The organism is Arthrobacter sp. 05T423 (assembly GCF_056396245.1).
Genome location: NZ_JBFTLC010000024.1, coordinates 56,752 through 76,565 on the forward strand (window position 1 = coordinate 56,752; position 19,814 = coordinate 76,565).

Consider the following 19,814-nt stretch of genomic DNA (forward strand, 5'->3'; position numbering starts at 1 on the left):
AATCAAAGCCGCCGGCGCCCGCCGGCGTGACTGTGGCGTGCGGGCACGGCGTCGTATTGGCACGCCGTTCCTGAAAGGGATAACGTCTCTGCCATGGGATTACGGTCCAGCTGAGGAGTCGCTGCCATGGCCATCATTGACAACGCCGTGTACGTGGACGGACGCCGAACCGCTGATCCGGAAGGGCTGGAGGAGACCTACTTCCTGCTGCGGCAGCGCGAAGGCATGGCCTGGATAGGGCTCTACCGTCCGGACTCCCACGAGCTGCGGTCGGTGGCGGACGAGTTCGATCTCAGCGCCCTGGCTGTCGAGGACGCGCTCACCGGACACCAGCGCGCCAAGCTCGAGCATTACGGTGAAACGCTCTTCCTGGTGCTGCGCCCGGCACGCTATCTCGACGACGTCGAAAAGGTGGAGTTCGGCGAGATCCACGTCTTTGCCGGGACGGATTTTGTGGTCACCGTCCGCCGCGCGGAATCACCGGACCTGGCCAGGGTGCGCCGCCGCATGGAATCGCAGCCGGAGTTCCTGGCACTGGGTCCCGAGGCCGTGCTGTACGCCATCCTGGACCAGGTGGTTGACGAGTACGAACCAGTGGCGGCCGGCTTGGAAAACGACATCGACGAGATCGAGGACGAGCTGTTCGGCGCGGATCCGGAGGTCTCCCGCCGCATCTACGAGCTGTCCCGCCAGGTCATCACCGTCCAACGTGCCACCGGCCCGCTGGCAGGAATCCTGCAGGCCTTGATCACTGGAACGCCGGACCGTCACCCCTGCGCCGAACTCCAGGACCATCTCCGCGACGTGCTGGACCACGTCCTCCGGCTGAACGATAGGATCGCGTCCTTCAGGGCGCTGCTGCAGAACGCGCTCGCGGTCAACGCGGCCCTCGTTGCCCAGCGCCAGAACGACGAGATGCGGCGCCTCACCGAGTCCAGCTTCGCGCAGAGCGAGCAGGTGAAGAGGATCTCCTCCTGGGCGGCCATTCTCTTCGCGCCCACGCTCATCGGCACCATTTACGGGATGAACTTCCACACGATGCCTGAACTGGACTGGATCTTCGGCTATCCCATGGCGTTGGGGCTGATGATCGGCATGGGTGTGATCCTGTACGCCGCCTTCAAGCACAACAACTGGATCTAGCCCGTTCCTTCGTCCGGCCCCAGGCCGGCGCCTTCGTCCGGCCCCACAGGCCGGCGCCTCAGGGGAAAAGCTCAGGATTACGCCGGTATTTCCGCAGGAGCCGAAGCTTCACCGAAGCTTCAGTACAGCTGCGGTCCGGTGCGGGTCCCCGGAAAATACACTGGAGACAGCCTTCCACCGGTTTCCCCCATTGGCCCTTACCTTTCGAAGGAACCCAAAATTCGCGCTTCGTCTGTTCTCCGTCCTGCCCTGGCCTCGCTGCTGCTGACGGGCCTTGCAGCAGCCTTCGCGGGAGTCTCGCCGGGCGCAGCCGCCCCCGCCCAGGCGGCCCCCGCCCGCTACATTGTGCGCTACTCGGCCGGGACCGACGTATCCTCGGCCGTGCGGAGCCTGCGCTCGAGGAACATCGCTGTCGGACGCACATTCGCCAAGGCCATCCGGGGTGCCGTGGTGACGGCAACGCCGGGGCAGGCCGCGGAACTGAAGCGCTCGGCGGGCGTTGCCGCCGTCGAGCCCGACGCTCCGGTGACGGCCGCCGATACCCAGCAGTCCGCCCCGTGGGGACTGGACCGCATCGACCAGCGCGCCCTGCCGCTGTCCGGGACCTACACCTCTGCGTCCTCGGGCGCCGGCGTGAGCGCCTACGTGATTGACTCCGGCGTGCTGTCTGCGCACGCGGAGTTCAGCGGCCGCGTGGCCCAGGGATGGACCGCGATTTCCGATGGACTCGGCACCGGGGACTGCAACGGACACGGCACACACGTTGCCGGCACGATCGCGGGAAAGACCTACGGTGTGGCCAAGGCCGCCACCGTGATTCCGGTGAGAGTGCTGGACTGCAGCGGCTCGGGCTTCAACTCGGACGTCATCGCGGGGCTGGAATGGGTCGCCGCCAACCACCAGGCCGGAACCCCGGCCGTCGCCAATCTGAGCATTGGCGGCGCCGCCAGCCCCATGGTGGACGCCGCGGTGCAGGGCATCATCAATGACGGCGTCACCGCAGTGGTCGCCGCCGGAAACTCCGCCGCCGACGCTTGCAACGGCTCCCCGGCCCGCGTTCCCGGCGCGCTGACCGTCGCCGCGAGCGACTCCGCGGACAGGCAGGCAACGTTCTCCAACTACGGCAGCTGCGTTGACCTGTACGCGCCGGGTGTGGGCATCAAGTCAGCCTCCCCTGCTTCGACCACGGCGACAGCCCTGATGAGCGGCACTTCGATGGCTTCCCCGCACGTCGCGGGCGCCGCAGCCGTAATGCTGTCCCGGTCGCCGGCACTGCAGCCGGCGGACCTGGCGTCGAAGCTGCTTTCCGCCGCCACGTCCGGCGCAGTTTCCGCCGCCACCGCCGGGACACCGAACCGCCTGCTGTTCACGGACCCTTCGGCGGCGGGCCTCAGCGCGCCGGCCGTGACGGCGCTCAGCCCGGCGGCCAATTCCTCCGGCGCCGCCGTGGCGGCCAACATCACCGCCACCTTCAGCACCGCGGTCCAGGGCCTGGGCAGCTCCACATTCGTCCTCAGGAACGCCGCCGGAGCAACGGTGCCGGCAGCTGTCAGCTACGACGCCGCCACCCGCACCGCAACGCTGAATCCTGACGGCCTGCTCGGTGCGTCGCAGAAATACACCGCGACACTGACCGGAGGCGCCTCGGCCATCCGCGACGCGGCCGGAACCTCCTTCGTGACGGGCAGCTGGTCCTTCACCGCTGCCGCGGCCCCCACGGTCACGGCACGCACCCCCGCGGTGAATGGCACCGCCGTCGCCGCCGGCAGCAACGTCACGGCCACCTTCGGCAGCGGGACATCAGGCTTAGCGGTCCAGGGCATCAGTGCCAGCAGCTTCGTGCTGCACGGGCCGGCCGGCGCCGCCGTGCTCGCCGCCGTCACGTACAACGCAACCACCCGGACCGCCACGCTGAACCCCGCGGCCAACCTCGCCAATGACGCCAAGTACACGGCGACGCTGACCGGCGGACCGGCCGCCATCCGCGACGCCGCGGGCACCCCGCTGGCCACCACCAGCTGGACGTTCACCACCGGCCCGGCCCCTGTGATCACGGTCATGACGCCCCGTCCGGGAGCCACGCTGGTACGGCGAGCCAACAACATTGCCGTGACCTTCAGCGAGGCAGTCCAGGGTGCCGGCGCGGCCACCGTCACGCTGAAGAACGCCGTCACCGGCGCCAGGATGACAGCCACCGTATCCCGCAACGGCTCCACGAACCAGTGGCTCCTGAACCCGTCGGCGAACCTGGCCGCCTTGACCAAATACACGGTGGCTGTGACCGGCGGCGGCGCCGCGGTCCGAGACCTTGCGGGCAACCCGCTGAAGTCCGCCAGTTGGACGTTCACCACCGGTTCTCTCTGAACCCGAACAAATCCGGGCGGGAACAAGGCAGTCAGCACTCTTGGTGTCTGCCGAAGCCGGAGCGGCCATGGCGATGGGGCCTGCAAGCAGGCCCAGCGAAACGGTGGAAACCAACGCAACCCGGGCCGAGCGACGGGATGGTGTTGGCGGAGCCATAAGAGTTTACGCCCTTAAGTGGGTGTCAACTCTTATTTACGCGAATTGTCAACCAATAGCTTCACACGGGTCGGGGGACCGCCCCGGGAGGGGCCGACGGCGGGTGGTCCCGTCACCGGCTCCCCCCCTTTGCGCCGGGCTATCCCCGGCTACTTGCCCGGTTACTTGCGCAGGAAGGAGAGCAGGGCCTCGTTGACCTCTGCTCCGTGGGTCCAGAGCAGGCCGTGCGGGGCGCCGTCGATCTCCACGTAGTCGGCCTCCGGCAGGGCCTTGGTGAACTCCCGGCCGGTGGCGTCAATCGGCAGGATGTTGTCCGCGGTGCCGTGCACGATTAGCGCCGGGACGCTGATCTTCGGGATGTCGGGGCGGAAATCTGTGATCCAGGTGGGCTGGGCGGCTACCGAGGCAAATGCGCCGGAACTGGTGGCCAGGTTCCAGCTGGCCTTGACGGCCTCCTCGCTGAGCCGGGGCGTGCCCAGGAAGGTGTCGCTGTTGTAGAAGTTCTTGAAGAACTCGGTGAAGAAGGCGTAGCGGTCCGCTGTGACTGCCTCGGCAAGGCCGTCGAAGACGGACTGCGGCACCCCGGTAGGATTATCGGCGGTCTGCAGGAGGTAGGGCTCGAGAGAACCCAGGAACGCGGCCTTGGCAATGCGGGCCGAACCGAAGGTGGAGAGGTACCGGGCCACCTCGCCTGTTCCCATCGAGAAGCCCACCAGCACGGCGTCGTTGAGGTCCAAGGTGGTGAGGATGCTGTCGAGGTCGGCGGCGAAGGTGTCGTAGTCGTAGCCGGCGGTGGGCTTGCTGGACTTGCCGAAGCCGCGACGGTCGTACGTGATGACGCGGTAGCCGGCGTCCAGAAGTGCGGCCGTCTGCTTCTCCCAGGACGATCCGTCCAAGGGATAGCCGTGGATCAGGACAACAGCCTGTCCGGTTCCGTGGTCTTCGTAGTAGAGCTCGATGTCGGTGCTGTTTTCCTGTCCAACGGTGATGAAAGCCATGTCAACATTCCCTTCAGTCTCCTGGGGACGGACGTCCCCAGGCGGTGGTACCAACCTATCCGGATCGCGGGCCGGCGCGCGCGGGCTGTCACGGGGCATGGCCTGCAGGAATGGCAGCAGAGACCGGGATGTTGAGAAGGGCATGAAACGAATTGGCTTCCTGTCCTTCGGCCACTGGGGTCCGGTGCAGGGTTCCCGCACCAGGACGGCGCGCGATGCGCTGCTGCAGGGGATCGAACTGGCGGTGGCGGCGGAGGAGCTGGGCATTGACGGCGCATTTTTCCGCGTGCATCATTTCGCGCGCCAGCAGGCGTCTCCTTTCCCGCTGCTCGCAGCGGCCGCAGCCCGGACCAGCCGCATTGAGCTCGGCACCGGGGTCATCGACATGCGCTATGAAAACCCGCTGTACATGGCTGAGGAGGCGGCGGCCACGGACCTCATCAGCGGCGGCCGGCTCCAGCTCGGCATCAGCCGCGGCTCGCCGGAACCCGCACGGAACGGCGCGGCGGTTTTCGGCTATGTGCCGCGGGAGGGCGAAACAGATGCCGACATGGCGCGCCGGCACGCCGAGGAGTTCCGGCGGGCCATAGCCGGCGCCGGCGTGGTGGAGGCCGACCCCAGGTACGCCGGGGGAGCCACCGGGCTGCTGCCCGTCCAGCCCCGCGCCGAGGGGCTGCCCGAACGGATCTGGTGGGGCGCCGGAACCCGGAAGACCGCGGTCTGGGCGGCCGAACGGGGGATGAACCTGATGAGCTCCACCCTGCTGACCGAGGATACCGGGGTGCCGTTCCATGAGCTCCAGGCTGAGCAGATCGCGATGTTCCGCGAGGCATGGGCGGCGGCCGGGCACAGCCGGGAACCACGAGTTTCGGTCAGCCGCAGCGTCCTGCCGCTGGCCGACGACGAGGACCGGCAGTACTTCGGGCTGAGCGCCCTCCGCGACGGACGGGACCAGGTGGGTGCCCTCGACGGCACGCTGGCCCGGTTCGGCAAGAGCTACATCGGTGAGCCGGACGCCATCGCCGCCGAACTCGCCGCCGATGCCGCCGTGCAGGCTGCTGACACGCTCCTGCTCACCGTCCCCAACCAGCTGGGGGTGGAATACAACGCCAAGCTGCTGGGGACTATCGTCCGGCACGTCGCGCCGGCCTTGGGATGGGCACCGCAGGAGGGGCAGGGACAGGCGTAGCCTGCTGGCATCGGACGATTCCTCCCGGAGGGGCGGTTTCCATGGACAAGAATCAAGGTCCTATGGACCGGAAGCACGACGGCGGTCAGCACCACGCCAGCCATAACGACGGCGGCCCGGGCGTCGGGCGGTTGGCTGCGGTCCTGCTGGTGGCCGGCGTCGTGCTTTCCTTCGCAGCCGGTGCCCTCCACCCGGAAGGGGCTAATGCGAACGATCATGCGGCCGCGTTCGCGGAGTACGCGCGCAGCGACCTGTGGATCGCTGTGCACCTGGGGCAGTTCGCGGGCATGGCGGCGCTTATTGCCGGGCTGCTGGTGCTCGGGTCCGTGGTGGGCAGTGTGCCCGGACTTTCGGCATGGACGGCCCGGCTTGGTAGCTGGGCGGCGGCCGCCGCGCTGGCACTCTATGGCGGACTGCAGGCGGTGGACGGCGTGGCGCTGAAGCACTCCGTCGACGCTTGGGCTGCCGCGGAGGGGACCGAGAAGGCCGTTCGCTTTGCCGCCGCAGAGGATATGCGCTGGCTGGAGTGGGGGATGCGCAGCTACCAAAGCTTCGTGCTGGCTCTGGCTCCTGGCAGGCTCGCTTCGCAGACCCTAAGTTTGCCTAGACTGGGAGGCGACCGGTGCCCGCCAGCTACGTGGGCAGTGGAGCCCCCGAGAACGAACACAAGCCGGAAGAGGCGGCGGACGAATCCGGCCTGTGGGACGCCGAGGACAGGTAGCTAAGCCCAGGGAATGATCCTGTCAGCCCGGGAGCGGGTGGCTTCGATCAGACGGTCATTGGCTGCGTCCGGGCCGTTGGCCCAGGCTTCGGCGGCGGCGCGGTCCATGCCGTAGCGGATGTGCCGTTCCACCAGTCGGGCAAGGCGCAGGCTGTGCGGGGTGTCGATGAACCACACCTCGTCCAGCTGTGCCCGCACCTGCCGCCAGCGCGGGCCGTCGCTGAGCAGGTAGTTGCCCTCCGTGATGATGATCGGGACGGCCGCTGGAATGGCAAGTGATGCGGCCACGGGCTCATCGATCGTCCGGCGGAAATCCGGCGCGTAAACAACTTCTTCGTCCCGGCGCACGAGCCGCTGGAGGAGCGAAAGGTAGCCGCCGACGTCGAACGTGTCCGGGGCGCCCTTGCGGTGCCGCAGGGGCGTGCCGTCAATAATGGCGTTGCCAAGGTGGAAACCGTCCATGGGCACCACGAGGGCTTCGGAGCCCAGGGCGTCCGCAAGGCAGGCCGAGAAGGTGGACTTTCCGGACCCCGGTGAACCCGCCACTCCGAGGAGAATCCGCTGTCCGGCGGTTAGCCGGCCACGCAGGTCGGCGACTGCCTGCTGTATTTGCGCGGACGCGAAAGCCCTGACGGCCTGGGGCTCAACGTTCGGAAGGGTCATGCACAGCATCCTAGGGGAGGCCCCGTGTGCCCGCGTGCTGTGATGCGCGGAGGTTCACTCCATGCGCGGAGACTCAGTCCAGCGGAATGGTGATGGTGATGGCCGTACCCGTGCCTGGAGCCGAGTTGATGTCCAGGGTCCCGCCTGCTTGCTCCACCGCCCGTGAGATGGTCCGGAGCCCCGCACCGTCCCAGTCGTCGTGTGCGGCGCCCGCCGCCGGCGGAACCGTTTCGAATCCGGCGCCGTTGTCGGCGACCATCAGGCGGATGCCGTGGAAAACGGCGGCAAGGCGGACAGTGACGTCCGTGGCGTGGGCATGTTTGAACGTGTTGCTCAGCGCCTCCTGCGCAGACTGGTACAGCAGCGAGGCGCAGCCGGAGGAGATTTCCACGCCGTGATGGGGCGTTTCCCAGTGTACGCAGGTGCCCTGGCGGCGCAGCGGGCCCGTAAGCCTGTCAATGCAGCCGGCGAGCCCCAGCCGGTAAAAGTCCAAGGGCTCCCGGTCGGTGATGACACCGCCGACTTCGACGACTTCCTCGAGAGTTGCTGACTGGTTCATGGCGGCCCCCCGGCTTCCTTGCGGTCCTAGTTGCATGCTTTCCCTGGAAGGATCGCTCCTCCAGAGGCTGATGCATAAAGGGTGCCTCAGGCCGATCAGGCTTGCCGCAGGTTTACCCCCGGATCAAATCAACTTTCCGCAAGGTGTTGCCCCGCAGCTACTAGGCCAGCGTCGAGGCCTGGAGAGCCTGCTGCGGATAGGTGACGGCGTCGGCGGCGTCGAGGACCTCGAGCGCGGTCATATGCGCCGCGGCCGCCACTTCCCGGATGGGCTTGCCGTGGGTTACGGCCGCCGCAACTGCGTTCTGCAGGCTTATGGCGGCGGGGTCGTGCTCCAGCCGTGCCGACTCCAGCGTCGCCACAGCATCTTCCACTGCGCGAATGTCTTCGTCCATCATTGCCCTCCTGTTTCTGCCCCATTGCAGCAACGCCTGCGGCCCGGGAAGGTGGCACTGTTCCCGAGGACGAGGTGTCATGTTCCTAAAACAATAAGACAGACAGGTCTGTCTCTGCCAGTGCCAAGGTACACTGATTTTCTGATGAGTGCACCTGATGCAACCGGGGAAGCCTTGCTGCCTGAAGAGGTGCATACCGGCCATAGTGAACCAGTGGACCGGATCCTTGCCACTGCCTACGAGCTTTTTTCCCACCGCGGTGTCCGCGACGTTGGCATCAATGAGCTGATCGAACGGTCCGGCGTTGCCAAGTCCACGTTCTACCGCCACTTCCCGTCCAAGGACGCGCTGGTTCTGGCTTTCCTCGCACTCCGCGACCAGGTATGGACTGTGGACCTGATTGTGTCCGAGGCGAGGCGCAGGGGGACCACTCCCGAAGGGCGCCTGCTTGCCATTTTCGACGTCTTCGGCGACTGGTTCCAGCGGGACGATTTCGAAGCGTGCACCTTCATCAACGTCCTCCTCGAGATGGGCCCCGGGCATCCGCTTGGCGAGGCCAGCATCGGCTACCTCGCCAGGATCCGCGGCCACATCCAGGCACTCGCCGAGGAAGCCGGACTGGAACGTCCTGATGAATTCGCCCGCTCCTGGCACATCCTGATGAAAGGCTCCATCATTTCAGCGACGGAGGGTGACTTCCTCGCTTCCAAGCGGGCGCAGCAGATGGCCGGCTGGCTGATCGCTCACCACCAGAGCTGACACCGCCGCGGTCTCTTCACCGGCAGGTCCAAATCAGTCGAGCCGCAGCAGGTTCCGCAGCGGCGCCGGCAGCCACCTGGGCTTGGGACCGTCCGCTGGGTTCCCGCCGCTTTCCGCCGGCCCGTCCCCGGCAGCAGCCGGAAAGTAGTCCCCGCCCGCCGGAAGGTAGTCGCCCGCCGCGAGGTAGTCGGCGCCGGTTGCCGGCGGCAGGCAGGCGTTCTCGCTCAGGTGGCACAGCAGCGCCTGCTCGGGGGAACCCGGATGTGTGGCCAGATGCTGCAGCAGCCGGCGCCGGGCCTCCGACTGGACTTCCGTGGTGGCAAGGATGTCCAGAATGAGTTCGATGACCTGGGCGCGCATGACGGTCCTGTCGATCGACCTCAGCGAGTCACTGCAGAAAACCTCAAGTGCGTCCGCCGCGTCCTGGGCACATCGGCCTGGTTCAGCGGCAGTCTTGAGCCATGCGGGCTCGCTAGGGGTGGGTACGCTAGCGTCCATCAGGACCTCCGTGAGTGTTCGCGTTTTCCTTTGCATGGCGCCAATGTGCGGCAAGCCTCCTGTGAAAAGCTCGGTGCCCGCACCCCTCGACGGACGCACTGCGAGCGCCATTTGGGGGATCCGTTTGGTGAAACCGCCGCGTCCGGCGCCGTCGCGGGCACTTCCGCCAGAAACTTCCCGGGATTTCATAGGGAATCTCTCAGGATTCCCGGCACCGAGCTTCCTGAGGCCAGGGAGGTTCGGCCCCACGGGTGCCCGGACAACCGCCTTAACAAGCGCAGGGCAAGGGCGTAGCTTTGTTGGTGTTGGGGCCCGAACCGGTCCTCCGCATCCTGCAACGGGGCCGGAAGCTGACAGGAGGTAACAGCCATGACCAACATATTCAGGCGTGCCGGCGTCGATATCCCGGAACCCTTCCGCCGTTTCCTGGAGGGGGATCTGGACGCCTGGCTGCGGGTTGAGGAATATCGTGAGTCCGGCTCCTTGGTGGTGAAGGCCGAAGCGCCGGGCATCGATCCTGACAATGACGTCGACATCACCCTGGCCGGCAGCCAGTTACAGATCACCGTCCGCCGTGAAGAAAAATCGGAACACAAGGAAAAGGAAGGGTACCGCTCGGAATTCCGTTTCGGCACCTTTTCGCGAACCGTAAGCCTTCCCGCCCCGGTGAACCAGGAGGACATCCGGGCCTCGTACACGGACGGCGTCCTGGAAGTGCGCGTTCAGTTGACGGAGGAGCCCGCTGCCGGAGGCCAGAAGATCCGCGTCTCCCGAGATGCCGGAAGAGCGGGTTCCGGAAGTGGGAGTGCCCGGCCTGGCGGCGCGCGAACCGAGGGGTTTTCAGGGGCCGGGGGGCCTTCAGGGACAATGGGGCAGGATCCCGAAGGCCAGAGCTTCGGTGGGCCCTAGGTTCCCCCGGGCCCTACGTTTGACCGGGCCCTACGTTTGACCCCCAGCCCGGCAGTTCAGCCCTCGTAGTGGGTCTTTGCCGGTCCCTGGCCCAGCGAGTCAACGATCGACGCCGCAACGCTGCGCAGCTTGATGTTGCGGGTACTCGATGCTGCCTTGAGCAGATCGAAGGCTTCCTCCTGGCTGCATCTGTTCTGCGCCATGATCACGCCGACCGCGACGTCGATCACCGTACGTGTTTCCAGCGTGGCTTTGAGGTTGGCCGCCGCGTCGCTGTAGTGGGCGAAGCGCACGGCCAGCCGCAGCGCCATCGACGTCTGGCTGACGAAGTCCTGCGCCAGTTCCAGAACGCGGCCCTCGAACCGTCCCTGACGGTGCGAGTAAAGGTTCAGCGCGGCCCGGGTCTCGCCCTCGAGCACGAATGGAATGGCGAGGATGGAGCGGACGCCCTGCCCCAGCACCGTCTGCGCATAGCTTTTCCAGCGGTCGTGGTTTTCCAGGTCTGTGATGTGGATGGTGACCTGCTCGCGCGAGGCCGTCATGCAGGGGCCGTCGCCGAAATCGTACTGGATCTCGTCCATGGCCTGTGCCTCAGGGCTGCTGCTCGCCACGGTTGCTGCCTTGCGGTGCCGCAGCAGGGTCACGCCGGAGAGGACTTCGTCCCCGGGCTCGGACAGGCTGCGTGCAGAGACCCGGGCAAGCTCATGGAGGAATTCGCCCACGTCGGAGCTGGTGAGCACAAGCTCGTTCAGGTGCTCCGTGATTGAGGTTTCAGTTTTTGCGGTCGACTCGCTGGCCACGATTTTTCGGTACCGTTTCGCTCGGGTCAAGACGAACCGGCGGGCGCAGCGCAGGGGGGCCCCGTGGCCGGGGCGGATAGCAGCGAGCAAGGTGCCGGATCGAACAACAATCCAACGGCCTTCTGCTAAACCGTACCGGGAAAATATACACCAGTTCGGCACGCCACCATGGCCGCGGTTACAGCTATGGGTCCTAGGCTGGGGGAAAGGTGCCGGGCGGCGGGAGCTGCCGAGGCCAAGGGAGAACGGCCGCCCGGACAGGGCCGGCCAACCAAGAGGAGGAGGCCACGGTGAGAATTGCAGTAACGGGAGGCAGCGGAAAGCTCGGACGGAACGTGGTGCGCAGGCTTGTGGCGGACGGGCATTCGGTCCTGAACCTGGACCGGACGGGCATCCGCAGTCCACACTTCGCCGTCGTGGACCTGCGCAATTATGGGCAGGTTGTGGACGTTATCCTCGGCTTGGATGACCGGCACCAGGGGTTCGACGCGGTGGTTCATCTCGGCGCAATCCCGGCTCCAGGGCTGGTGCCCGATGCCGCCACGTTCGAAAACAACATGCTGTCCACCTACAACGTGTTCCAGGCGGCCCGCAGGGCCGGGATCAAGAAAATCGTGTACGCCTCCAGTGAGACGGTACTGGGACTGCCGTTCGACGCCGACCCTCCCTACATCCCGGTGGATGAGGAATATCCGGCGCGTCCGGAGAGCACCTACTCGCTGGTGAAGCACCTCGAGGAGCAGATGGCCATCCAGATGACGCGTTGGGACCCGGAGCTGAGCATTGTTGGCCTCCGCTTCTCCAACGTCATGGACCCGGAGGACTATGACGAGTTTCCGTCCTTTGACTCGGATGCCACCCTGCGCAAGTGGAACCTCTGGGGCTACATCGATGGCCGGGACGGTGCCCAGGCCGTGGCACGTGCCCTCGACTACCGGGCGCCAGGGTTCGAGGCCTTCGTCATCGCCAACGAGGACACCGTGATGAGCCGCTCCAGCGCCAGCCTGGCGGAGGAAGTGTTCCCCGGGGTGAAAGTCACGAAGGAACTGGGCGAGCATGAGACCCTGCTGTCCATCGACAAGGCCAAGAGGCTCCTCGGCTACGCGCCCGAGCACAGCTGGCGGACCTACCACTCCAACCGCACCACACCCACCGAGGACTGAGCACCACCGAGGACTTTGGTTGGCTGGTGCTTTGGTGTGGGGCGCGGACTTGTAGAGTTGGCCTCTACTTGGAAGGCTGGGGCACTTCGCAGGTCAGCTTGGGGTTGGCGCCCATGTAGTTCAGCGGTCCGGCGGCTATGGTGATCGCCACGGTTCCGGCCTCCGTGCAGGAGTCCGGAGAGCCGCTGAAGTAGCCCCGCTGAAACGCGGCAAATACGCCGATGATGATCCAGATGACCACAAGCGTTCCGATGATCCTCACGGCAGCCTCCGTAGCCCCGTTGCCACTTCAATGTGTGACCAATTATCCACCGCCCCCGCCATTGAGGACAGGGCTACCGGAACGGGTCTATCGGTTCTGCCCGGATGCTGCCGGAGGGTTCCCTGGCGGGGTCCGGGGAGGACCGCCAGCGCCGGTCAGCTGGGTTCGGTGGTGTCCACCGGCGTTTCATCGACATCCGGGGTGTCGTCCGCCGTGGCTACCTGGCCGTCGCGGGGCGTTGCGGCCTGCGGGCTGTCCGTTCCCTCTTCCGGTTCGAACGTGTTCGGCTCGCCTGCTCCCATCGCGACGCCGGCGCCGGAGTCCGGAACGCCGTCCCCCGTGGTCTGCGGTGAGGTTCCGCCGTTCTGCTCGTCCTGGCCGGTTCCTTCAGTGCTCATGTCGTCTCCTGAGACCTCGTGGGGCTGGGAGTTTCACCGTAACAGCGGGGGAGGACATCCGTAAGGGGCTTTGGACTCCTGCCGCCGGACTCCGAACAGGGATAACCTTCAGTTCAAGACAGTTTCCCTCAGCAACAGGCGGTCGTTCAGGTGGCAGAAGAATCAGCGGGCAAGCAGGGCTGGTGGCGCGGCTTCCACGACAAGTTTGTGGTCGAAGAACGCTATATGGAAGCCGGCGCGAGAAAGGGCCTCTACGCAACGGCGATAGTGCTGGCCCTTGTGGGGGCAACAATCTTCTTCGTGACGCTCGCCAGCGTCCTGCAGAAGGACGGACTGGCCAGCGGAGACGGTCCGGCTGAGAAGTGGCTGCTGACCACCCGCTCGGACGTGCTGACCGTGGTGATGATTGTCCTCGCCGTCATCTTCGGTCCGGTGGGGCTGCCCATCATTGTCCTCATCGTGACAGTGGTATGGGGCATTCTGGCAAAGCATGCGTGGCGGCCCATCCTGTTGGCGGCGGCCATGCTCACCGGCGTCGGACTGGCGCAGCTCATCGGCAGAAGCGTCGAGAGGCAACGCCCGCCCGTGGACCTGATGCTGTTCGGCGCCGACAATACGTTCTCCTTTCCCTCAGGCCATGTCCTGGGAGCCTCGGATTTCCTGCTGGTGACCGCCTTCCTGGTGTTTTCCCGGCACCGGAACCCCAAGGCCACAGCCGTCGGCTTTGGCGGCGCCATCATTGGCGTGGTGCTGGCCAGCCTCAGCCGGCTGTATCTGGGCTACCACTGGGTGAGCGACGCCGTGGCGTCCGTCTCCCTGTCGCTGGTGGTGCTCGGCGCGGTGATCGCCGTGGACACGTGGCGTACCGCCCGGATCCCGGGCGAAGAGGTCACCGGAGAGCTGTCCAAAGCCGACTCCCAGGACTGAGCGGGCATGGCCACCGAAGCCGATGTCCGGAGGATCTGCCTGGCACTGCCGGGCGTGACCGAGCGCACCAGCTGGAACCAGCCGGCCTGGTTCGCGAAAACCCTGATGGCCCGGATGTGGGAAACGGACGTGCTCACGGTCAAAACCGCGGAACGCGAGGCCCTCGCGGGAACGGATCCGGAGACGTACTTCTGGACGCCGCACCATGAGCATTCGCCCCAGTTGGTCCTCGTTCGGCTTTCAAGGGTCGACGGCGGTGAACTCGCCGAGCTGCTCGAGGACTCCTTCCTGCTAGCTGGCGGCCGGCAGTAGCCGACAGGATCAATCGGCGTCGTCCGGGCGGGCGCTCCGGGCCCGGGCGCGCTGCAGCTGCCCCCGGAGCCGGGCGTTGTCCAGCTCCAGTTCCAGCACCTTCGCCACACCCGCCAGGTTTAGCCCCTCGTCCAGGAGTTCAGCGATGCGGCGCAGGACTGCGAGGTCAGATTCGCTGTACTGGCGGGTGCCGCCGTCGGTCCTTTCCGGGGTCAGCAGGCCCCGGCGCTCATAGAGCCGGATGTTCTGCTGGCCCGTTCCCACGAGCTCCGCCACCACGGAAATGGCGTACAGCCTGCGGCCGGTGCTGTCCCGGTTGGCCATGTGATTCCCCGTCCAAATTTTTTCTTGATCTTCCCCTTGCCCAAGTTTGTCACTGGTGCTATAAAAAATCTATATCCAACACCATAGATAAGCGGTGATGGGTAGCCATAAAGCCTACATGCTGAAGGGAGTGGGAAATGATGCTAATCCGTACTGACCCGTTCCGTGAGCTGGACCGGCTCACCCAGCAGGTCTTCGGAACAGCAGCCCGTCCGGCGGCCATGCCGATGGATGCTTGGCAGGAAGACGGAGAATTTGTCGTGGCCTTTGACCTGCCCGGGATCTCGCCGGACGCCGTGGATCTGAACGTTGAAAGGAACGTCCTCACTGTCCGGGCGGAGCGCCGGGATCCCACCCAGCCAAACGTCGAGCTGGTGGTTTCCGAGCGGCCGCGCGGCGTCTTCAGCCGCCAGGTCATTCTCGGCGACACGCTGGATGCGGACAAGATCAAGGCCAGCTACGACTTTGGAGTGCTGACACTGCGGATCCCGGTTGCCGAGCAGGCCAAGCCGCGGAAGATCGAGATCGAAAGTAAAGGCCAGCTGCACCAGATCGAGACGTAGCCGACCTCCCCGCCGGCAGTGGCGGCCTGCGGATTCCAGCCGGACCGCCAGGCCGCCACCGCCGGCGGCAAACCAGCAACAACCACCGCAACTGCAACAGGCTTCAGCGATGACCAGCCCCTCACCGGATTACTATGCGGTGCTGCATGTTTCCCGTGGAGCGTCGCAGCAGGAAATCGCCCGCGCCTACCGCGCGCTGATCCGCCGCCACCACCCGGATGTTGCCGGCGGTGAAGCGGTGCCGGCCGAACTGCAACTCGTTATGGAGGCTTTCGCCGTGCTTCGGGACCCTAAGCGCCGAGCCGCCTACGACCGCGAGGCTCCTGGTAGTGCGGCTGCCAGTGAATCCGCCAGGAAACCACACAGCATTCCCGTCCACGTGGTCCGGCACCGGGAACCGCCGCTGCGCGTCACCCCCGTCCGGTGGGAGAGCGGACCGCGGGCCTGAATCGACCTGAACGTCAGAGGAGAACCACAACCATGAGCGATTGGCGCCGCTATGACTCCCACCTGATTCCGGCCTTCCATGAGCGCTTCGAGCAACGCTGGGGTGAGGGCACGGCGCCGTTCCTGGACCCCGAGGCCCATGAGGAGCCGCTGCCCAGAGCACAGTGGATCAATCCCACAACCGGTGCCGCACTGGCCGTGGTGCCCATCTGGTCCGACGACGACCGCCTGCACCGCACGTTCGGGGTGTTCTACCTGCCGCCGGCCGGGGACATCTGGGTGCTTCGCCCGGGCCTCACCCAGTTCCTTGAGCCTGGCGAGGCCGGCTCAACGAACCTCGTGGCCCTTCGGAACGACGCCTTCCGCAAGGCCGTGTCCCACGCCAACGAATTCCTCTTCGGCCCGCCTCCACTGGTTGACTAACCCCTGTGGTGACCAGCCCGGCTGGTTGACCAACCCAGCTGCTGGGCTCTCCCCGTTTGTAGGCTGGGCTCTGCCCCTTCGTAGGCTAGGCCGGCCCGGGAAAGCCGGCGCTGCCAAAGTCCGGCCCGGGGGAGAAGCCCGGCCCGGGAAAACCCGGACCGCCAAACCCTGACCCGTGGAAGCCGGGGCCACCGAATCCGCCCTGCCCGTCCCCGCCGCCGGCGGGGCCGCTGCCGAGCAGGCTTCTGGTGAGGGTCTCGCCGTCGGCCATCAGTTCTTCCACGGCCTCCAGCAGGTGACTGTCCGACACGGCAGAGCCGTCCAGTGCCGCACGCACGACGGCCCGGCGGACGAGCTCGCGCGCGAACGATGCCGTTGTTCCTTTTGCGCGGTGGGCGGCGTCCCGGACAGCATCCGGGCTGAACGGAATGCCACGCGCATAGAGCGTCACCAGCCCGATCCGCTCGTCCAGCGCCGGCAGTGGAATATCCACGGCGAGGTCCACGCGGCCGGGGCGCTGGGCAAGGGCGCGCTCGAGCATGTCCACGCGGTTGGTGGTGAGGACGAACGCGACGTCGGCGTCGTTGTCCAGCCCGTCCATGGCATCCAGCACCTCGAACAGCAGCGGCTGCGGCCCGTGCCCGAAGCTCCGGTCCTCCGCGATCAGGTCACAGTCCTCCAGCACCACGATCGAAGGCTGGAGGGCCCGGGCCATGGCGGCCGCCTCGGAAATCCGGGCCAGCGATCCCCCGGACAGCAGGACCGCAGTGATGCCGGCGCTCTGGCTCAGCAGGTACCGCACCGTATGGGTTTTGCCCGTCCCCGGCCGGCCGTACAGCAGGATGCCGCGCTTGAGGTGCTGGCCGTACTCGTTCAGCGACTCTCGGTGAGCCGCGATGCCCAGGGCGTGGTCGGCCACTTTTTGGAGAAGCCCCTGGGGCAGGATGACGTCGGCGGCGGTGAGCTCAGGCCGGGCATGGAACGTTACGCCTCCGCTGCTGGGCCCGTACTCGCCCATGACCAGGGAGATGACCTGGCCTTTCAGGATGCTGCCGCGCTGCATGCACCGGCGGAACTCGGCCAGGAAGCAGGCCGCGTTCTTCGCGTCGGCTGCCAGCACCTCGAGGCACGCCGTTTGCCGCCCATACCGTGGCGCCGCGTCCCGCTGCAGGACCGCAACAGGGCTGCCCCCGTGCCGGAACAGCCACAGTCCCAGTGCCACGGCCTGCCGCTGTTCGTCCGGGCCCACCGCGAGGTTGATGTAGTCGGGCTGGGACAACGGAAACTGCGGGAAGAACTGTGACTGCTGCAGCATGTCGCTCAGGGACTGGTGGTGGCGCTGGTCTCCGCCGCCGATGCCCACCAGCCGGAACTGTTCGTCCTCGCCGGCGAGTTCGGCCATCAGGATGTCCGCGTCCACGAACCGGTGCGCCGGCACCTCCTCCACCACCACCGCGAGTGATTCGGCCGGTACTGCCAGATGCTCCGTGATTGCTGTCAGCAGCTGGGTGCCAGCCTTAACGCGGTGCTGCCCGGACTGTGCGATCTCTACCAGCTGCGCGAAATCGTCGATGAACTTCCCCAATTTTTCATTCATGGGCAGGACCCTATCAGCGGCAGTCAACACCCTGCCGTGTCTGCAGGCGGGCGGCGTTCCGAAGGCTCTCCGCCGCCCCTCGTCAGCGGCCCTGCGCTGTGTCATTCTGGGAGGTACCGCAGTTGAGAGGTACCGCAGTCCGGAGCTGCCGGAGGACTGAAGCCGTCCAAGGAGTAAGGCCAATGTTTGCGCCCAAGGGTTCGTTTTCCAGCTTCAGCGTCGATGATGTAGCGCGGGCCAGGGAGTTTTACGGGCAGACACTGGGCCTGGCCGTATCCGACGGCGGGATGGGCGCCCTGGAGCTGTCCATGCCCGAGGGCCACAAGATTTTTGTGTACCCCAAGGACAACCATGAGCCTGCCACCTTCACGGTCTTGAACCTTGTAGTGGACGACGTCGACGCGGCCGTTGATGAGCTCAACGCCGCCGGCGTCCAGACCAAGATCTACGACGATCCCGGCCTGCCGACGGACGAAAAAGGCATAGCACGCGGGATGGGCCCGGATATTGCGTGGTTCAAGGACCCTGCCGGAAACGTGATTTCCGTGATCAACCCGGGCAATGCGGCGCCCTGAGCGGTAGACTCCGGCAATCTGAAGTCTCGGCCTTCCGGCCGTTCACAACGTCACAGAGGTCCAGCGATGCATCCTTCCGCCAAAGAATTGGCCGCCATGGTTCCGACGGGATTCACCCTGGGGGTGGCCACCGCAGCGTTCCAGATTGAAGGCGCGCTCGACGAGGACGGCCGCGGACCCGCCGGCTGGGACGTCTTTGCCGCCAGACCCGGGGCGATCGTGGACGGCCACAGCCCCGCCGTGGCGTGCGACCACTACCACCGCATGCCCCAGGACGTGGCCCTGATGAAGGAGCTGGGCATCGATTCCTACCGGTTCTCGCTGGCATGGCCGCGGATCCAGCCGGACGGCCGCGGAGCGGTGAACCGGGCCGGCCTGGACTTCTACGACCGGCTGCTGGATGAGCTGCTGGCCAACGGAATTTCGCCGATGGTCACGCTTTACCACTGGGACACGCCGCTGGCACTCGATGGGGACGGCGGATGGCTCAACCGGGACACCGCCTACCGGCTGGGCGAGTTCGCCGCCATTGCGGCAGCCGCCTACGGGGACCGGGTGGCGCGCTGGGTGACCATCAACGAACCCGCCACCGTGACCACCAACGGCTACGCCCTGGGGCTGCATTCACCGGGCAAGGCGGACTTTGCGAACGGCCTGCCCACCGTGCACCACCAGCTGCTGGGCCATGGCCTGGCACTGCAGGCCCTCCGGGCCGCCAAGGTGCCCGGTGAAATCGGCATGACCAACGTGTACTCGCCCGTGGTGGCCCACTCCGGCAACCCCCTCGACTGGATGAGCGCCGGAGCGATGGACATTGCGCAGAACCGGCTTTATGCGGACCCCGTGCTCACAGGGAAATATCCGGACCTCATTCGCCTCGGGAAGTTCTTCTCGTCCTTCGATCATCCGGACGAGGACATGGCCGTCATCTCCCAGCCGCTGGATTTCTATGGCCTCAACTACTACATGCCCACCCGGGTGGCGGCCGGCGGCGGGGACAGCCCTGTCCCGGCAGCCATGGCGGAGGCGATGGGGGACGACCTCAGGGACGCCACGCCCGGTGCCCCGCTGCACATCGAACCGTGGCCGGACACCGAAACCACTGCCTACGGGTGGCCCGTGAAGCCGGAGTACATGGCCGTCGCGCTCAAGGAAATGGCCGAACGGTACCCGAATCTTCCGCCGGTGATCATCACGGAGGGCGGGGCGAGCTTTGTGGACGTCAAGGTCCGCGACAAGTCCGCCAACCGGACCTTCATCCCTGACGAGCGGCGGCTCCGCTACCTCTCCGACCACATCGGCACCGCCCTCCGTGCCACGGCCCCCGGCGGTGTGGCTGAACGGGTTGACCTGCGCGGCTACTACGTCTGGTCCTTCATGGACAATTTCGAGTGGTCGGGCGGCTACAAGCAGCCGTTCGGCCTGGTCCACGTGGATTTCGAGACGCAGGTGCGCACGCCGAAGGCCTCGTTCTACTGGTTCCAGGAACTCCAGGAGGAAAGGAAGCTGGCCGCCGCCGCGGATGCCGCCGTCGCTGCCGCTGCAGCAGGTCCGGATGGCACTGTGACTGATGGAATGCTGACGGACGTCGGGATGTCCGACGGCGGAACGTCCGACGGCGGGACCGTTACCTAAAGCACCTCGGGCACCTAAACACTACGGGCGCTAGA

General features: G+C 66.3%; 24 protein-coding genes. 14 read left to right on the top strand and 10 right to left on the bottom strand.

Annotated features, from left to right (window positions below; translation table 11 throughout):
- The first annotated feature begins 126 nt into the window (after positions 1-126).
- Both AC1DFE_RS16670 and AC1DFE_RS16675 read left to right on the top strand, forming a co-directional pair.
- Positions 127-1,143 (top strand): magnesium and cobalt transport protein CorA, encoded by a 1,017-nt coding sequence (locus AC1DFE_RS16670; RefSeq protein ID WP_476906987.1) that lies wholly within the window; start codon positions 127-129, stop codon positions 1,141-1,143.
- A gap of 138 nt (positions 1,144-1,281) precedes the next feature.
- Positions 1,282-3,507 carry an Ig-like domain-containing protein gene (locus AC1DFE_RS16675; protein ID WP_476906988.1) on the top strand — a complete coding sequence of 742 codons (2,226 nt, stop codon included), beginning with the start codon at positions 1,282-1,284 and terminating at the stop codon, positions 3,505-3,507.
- Between the two features lie 317 nt (positions 3,508-3,824).
- Here AC1DFE_RS16675 and AC1DFE_RS16680 read toward each other — a convergent pair whose 3' ends face one another.
- The gene (locus AC1DFE_RS16680; RefSeq protein WP_476906989.1) at positions 3,825-4,661 is read right to left on the bottom strand and encodes an alpha/beta fold hydrolase; all 837 of its coding nucleotides are present in this window, start codon (positions 4,659-4,661) and stop codon (positions 3,825-3,827) included.
- Between the two features lie 142 nt (positions 4,662-4,803).
- On the opposite strand from AC1DFE_RS16680, the gene AC1DFE_RS16685 reads away from it, so the two are divergent.
- The gene (locus AC1DFE_RS16685; RefSeq protein WP_476906990.1) at positions 4,804-5,850 is read left to right on the top strand and encodes an LLM class flavin-dependent oxidoreductase; all 1,047 of its coding nucleotides are present in this window, start codon (positions 4,804-4,806) and stop codon (positions 5,848-5,850) included.
- Positions 5,851-5,891: 41 nt separating this feature from the next.
- The gene (locus AC1DFE_RS16690; protein ID WP_476906991.1) at positions 5,892-6,575 is read left to right on the top strand and encodes a hypothetical protein; all 684 of its coding nucleotides are present in this window, start codon (positions 5,892-5,894) and stop codon (positions 6,573-6,575) included.
- Here the strand turns inward: AC1DFE_RS16690 and AC1DFE_RS16695 are convergent.
- From AC1DFE_RS16695 to AC1DFE_RS16705, 3 genes are all read right to left on the bottom strand, one after another.
- A complete protein-coding gene (locus tag AC1DFE_RS16695; protein ID WP_476906992.1) occupies positions 6,572-7,234 on the bottom strand; it encodes a nucleoside/nucleotide kinase family protein in 663 nt (220 codons plus the stop codon). The genes AC1DFE_RS16690 and AC1DFE_RS16695 overlap by 4 nt on opposite strands.
- Positions 7,235-7,307: 73 nt before the next feature.
- Positions 7,308-7,793, bottom strand: coding sequence for a sensor histidine kinase (locus tag AC1DFE_RS16700; protein WP_476906993.1), 486 nt, complete (start codon positions 7,791-7,793; stop codon positions 7,308-7,310).
- Between the two features lie 160 nt (positions 7,794-7,953).
- Positions 7,954-8,187, bottom strand: coding sequence for a hypothetical protein (locus AC1DFE_RS16705; protein WP_476906994.1), 234 nt, complete (start codon positions 8,185-8,187; stop codon positions 7,954-7,956).
- A gap of 144 nt (positions 8,188-8,331) precedes the next feature.
- Here AC1DFE_RS16705 and AC1DFE_RS16710 point away from each other — a divergent pair, with 144 nt between their 5' ends.
- Complete coding sequence (locus AC1DFE_RS16710) at positions 8,332-8,946, top strand: TetR/AcrR family transcriptional regulator (protein WP_476906995.1); 615 nt, start codon at positions 8,332-8,334, stop codon at positions 8,944-8,946.
- Between the two features lie 33 nt (positions 8,947-8,979).
- Here AC1DFE_RS16710 and AC1DFE_RS16715 read toward each other — a convergent pair whose 3' ends face one another.
- On the bottom strand, positions 8,980-9,444 hold the full coding sequence (locus AC1DFE_RS16715) for a hypothetical protein (protein WP_476906996.1): 465 nt from the start codon (positions 9,442-9,444) through the stop codon (positions 8,980-8,982).
- A 369-nt stretch (positions 9,445-9,813) separates the two neighbouring features.
- Between AC1DFE_RS16715 and AC1DFE_RS16720 the strand changes: the two genes are divergently transcribed.
- Complete coding sequence (locus AC1DFE_RS16720) at positions 9,814-10,353, top strand: Hsp20/alpha crystallin family protein (RefSeq protein WP_476906997.1); 540 nt, start codon at positions 9,814-9,816, stop codon at positions 10,351-10,353.
- Positions 10,354-10,409: 56 nt separating this feature from the next.
- On the opposite strand, the gene AC1DFE_RS16725 is transcribed toward AC1DFE_RS16720, so the two are convergent.
- Positions 10,410-11,153 (bottom strand): ANTAR domain-containing protein, encoded by a 744-nt coding sequence (locus AC1DFE_RS16725; protein WP_476906998.1) that lies wholly within the window; start codon positions 11,151-11,153, stop codon positions 10,410-10,412.
- A 290-nt stretch (positions 11,154-11,443) separates the two neighbouring features.
- Between AC1DFE_RS16725 and AC1DFE_RS16730 the strand changes: the two genes are divergently transcribed.
- Positions 11,444-12,316, top strand: a complete 873-nt coding sequence (locus AC1DFE_RS16730; protein ID WP_476906999.1) for an NAD-dependent epimerase/dehydratase family protein — start codon at positions 11,444-11,446, stop codon at positions 12,314-12,316.
- Between the two features lie 64 nt (positions 12,317-12,380).
- On the opposite strand, the gene AC1DFE_RS16735 is transcribed toward AC1DFE_RS16730, so the two are convergent.
- Positions 12,381-12,578 (bottom strand): hypothetical protein, encoded by a 198-nt coding sequence (locus AC1DFE_RS16735; RefSeq protein ID WP_476907000.1) that lies wholly within the window; start codon positions 12,576-12,578, stop codon positions 12,381-12,383.
- Between the two features lie 155 nt (positions 12,579-12,733).
- A complete protein-coding gene (locus AC1DFE_RS16740; protein ID WP_476907001.1) occupies positions 12,734-12,976 on the bottom strand; it encodes a hypothetical protein in 243 nt (80 codons plus the stop codon).
- A gap of 150 nt (positions 12,977-13,126) precedes the next feature.
- Here AC1DFE_RS16740 and AC1DFE_RS16745 point away from each other — a divergent pair, with 150 nt between their 5' ends.
- Positions 13,127-13,903, top strand: coding sequence for a phosphatase PAP2 family protein (locus AC1DFE_RS16745; protein ID WP_476907002.1), 777 nt, complete (start codon positions 13,127-13,129; stop codon positions 13,901-13,903).
- 6 nt (positions 13,904-13,909) lie between these two features.
- Entirely contained in the window at positions 13,910-14,215 is a 306-nt protein-coding gene (locus tag AC1DFE_RS16750) for an MmcQ/YjbR family DNA-binding protein (protein WP_476907003.1), read from the top strand.
- A 9-nt stretch (positions 14,216-14,224) separates the two neighbouring features.
- Here AC1DFE_RS16750 and AC1DFE_RS16755 read toward each other — a convergent pair whose 3' ends face one another.
- Positions 14,225-14,539 (bottom strand): MerR family transcriptional regulator, encoded by a 315-nt coding sequence (locus AC1DFE_RS16755; protein ID WP_476907004.1) that lies wholly within the window; start codon positions 14,537-14,539, stop codon positions 14,225-14,227.
- Between the two features lie 140 nt (positions 14,540-14,679).
- Here AC1DFE_RS16755 and AC1DFE_RS16760 point away from each other — a divergent pair, with 140 nt between their 5' ends.
- From AC1DFE_RS16760 to AC1DFE_RS16770, 3 genes are all read left to right on the top strand, one after another.
- Complete coding sequence (locus tag AC1DFE_RS16760; protein ID WP_476907038.1) at positions 14,680-15,102, top strand: Hsp20/alpha crystallin family protein; 423 nt, start codon at positions 14,680-14,682, stop codon at positions 15,100-15,102.
- 109 nt (positions 15,103-15,211) lie between these two features.
- Entirely contained in the window at positions 15,212-15,550 is a 339-nt protein-coding gene (locus tag AC1DFE_RS16765) for a J domain-containing protein (protein WP_476907005.1), read from the top strand.
- Positions 15,551-15,582: 32 nt separating this feature from the next.
- Positions 15,583-15,972, top strand: a complete 390-nt coding sequence (locus tag AC1DFE_RS16770) for a hypothetical protein (protein WP_476907006.1) — start codon at positions 15,583-15,585, stop codon at positions 15,970-15,972.
- An 85-nt stretch (positions 15,973-16,057) separates the two neighbouring features.
- Here AC1DFE_RS16770 and AC1DFE_RS16775 read toward each other — a convergent pair whose 3' ends face one another.
- A complete protein-coding gene (locus tag AC1DFE_RS16775; protein WP_476907007.1) occupies positions 16,058-17,569 on the bottom strand; it encodes an AAA family ATPase in 1,512 nt (503 codons plus the stop codon).
- 182 nt (positions 17,570-17,751) lie between these two features.
- On the opposite strand from AC1DFE_RS16775, the gene AC1DFE_RS16780 reads away from it, so the two are divergent.
- On the top strand, positions 17,752-18,144 hold the full coding sequence (locus tag AC1DFE_RS16780; protein WP_476907008.1) for a VOC family protein: 393 nt from the start codon (positions 17,752-17,754) through the stop codon (positions 18,142-18,144).
- A 66-nt stretch (positions 18,145-18,210) separates the two neighbouring features.
- On the top strand, positions 18,211-19,779 hold the full coding sequence (locus AC1DFE_RS16785; RefSeq protein ID WP_476907009.1) for a GH1 family beta-glucosidase: 1,569 nt from the start codon (positions 18,211-18,213) through the stop codon (positions 19,777-19,779).
- Positions 19,780-19,814: the final 35 nt, after the last annotated feature.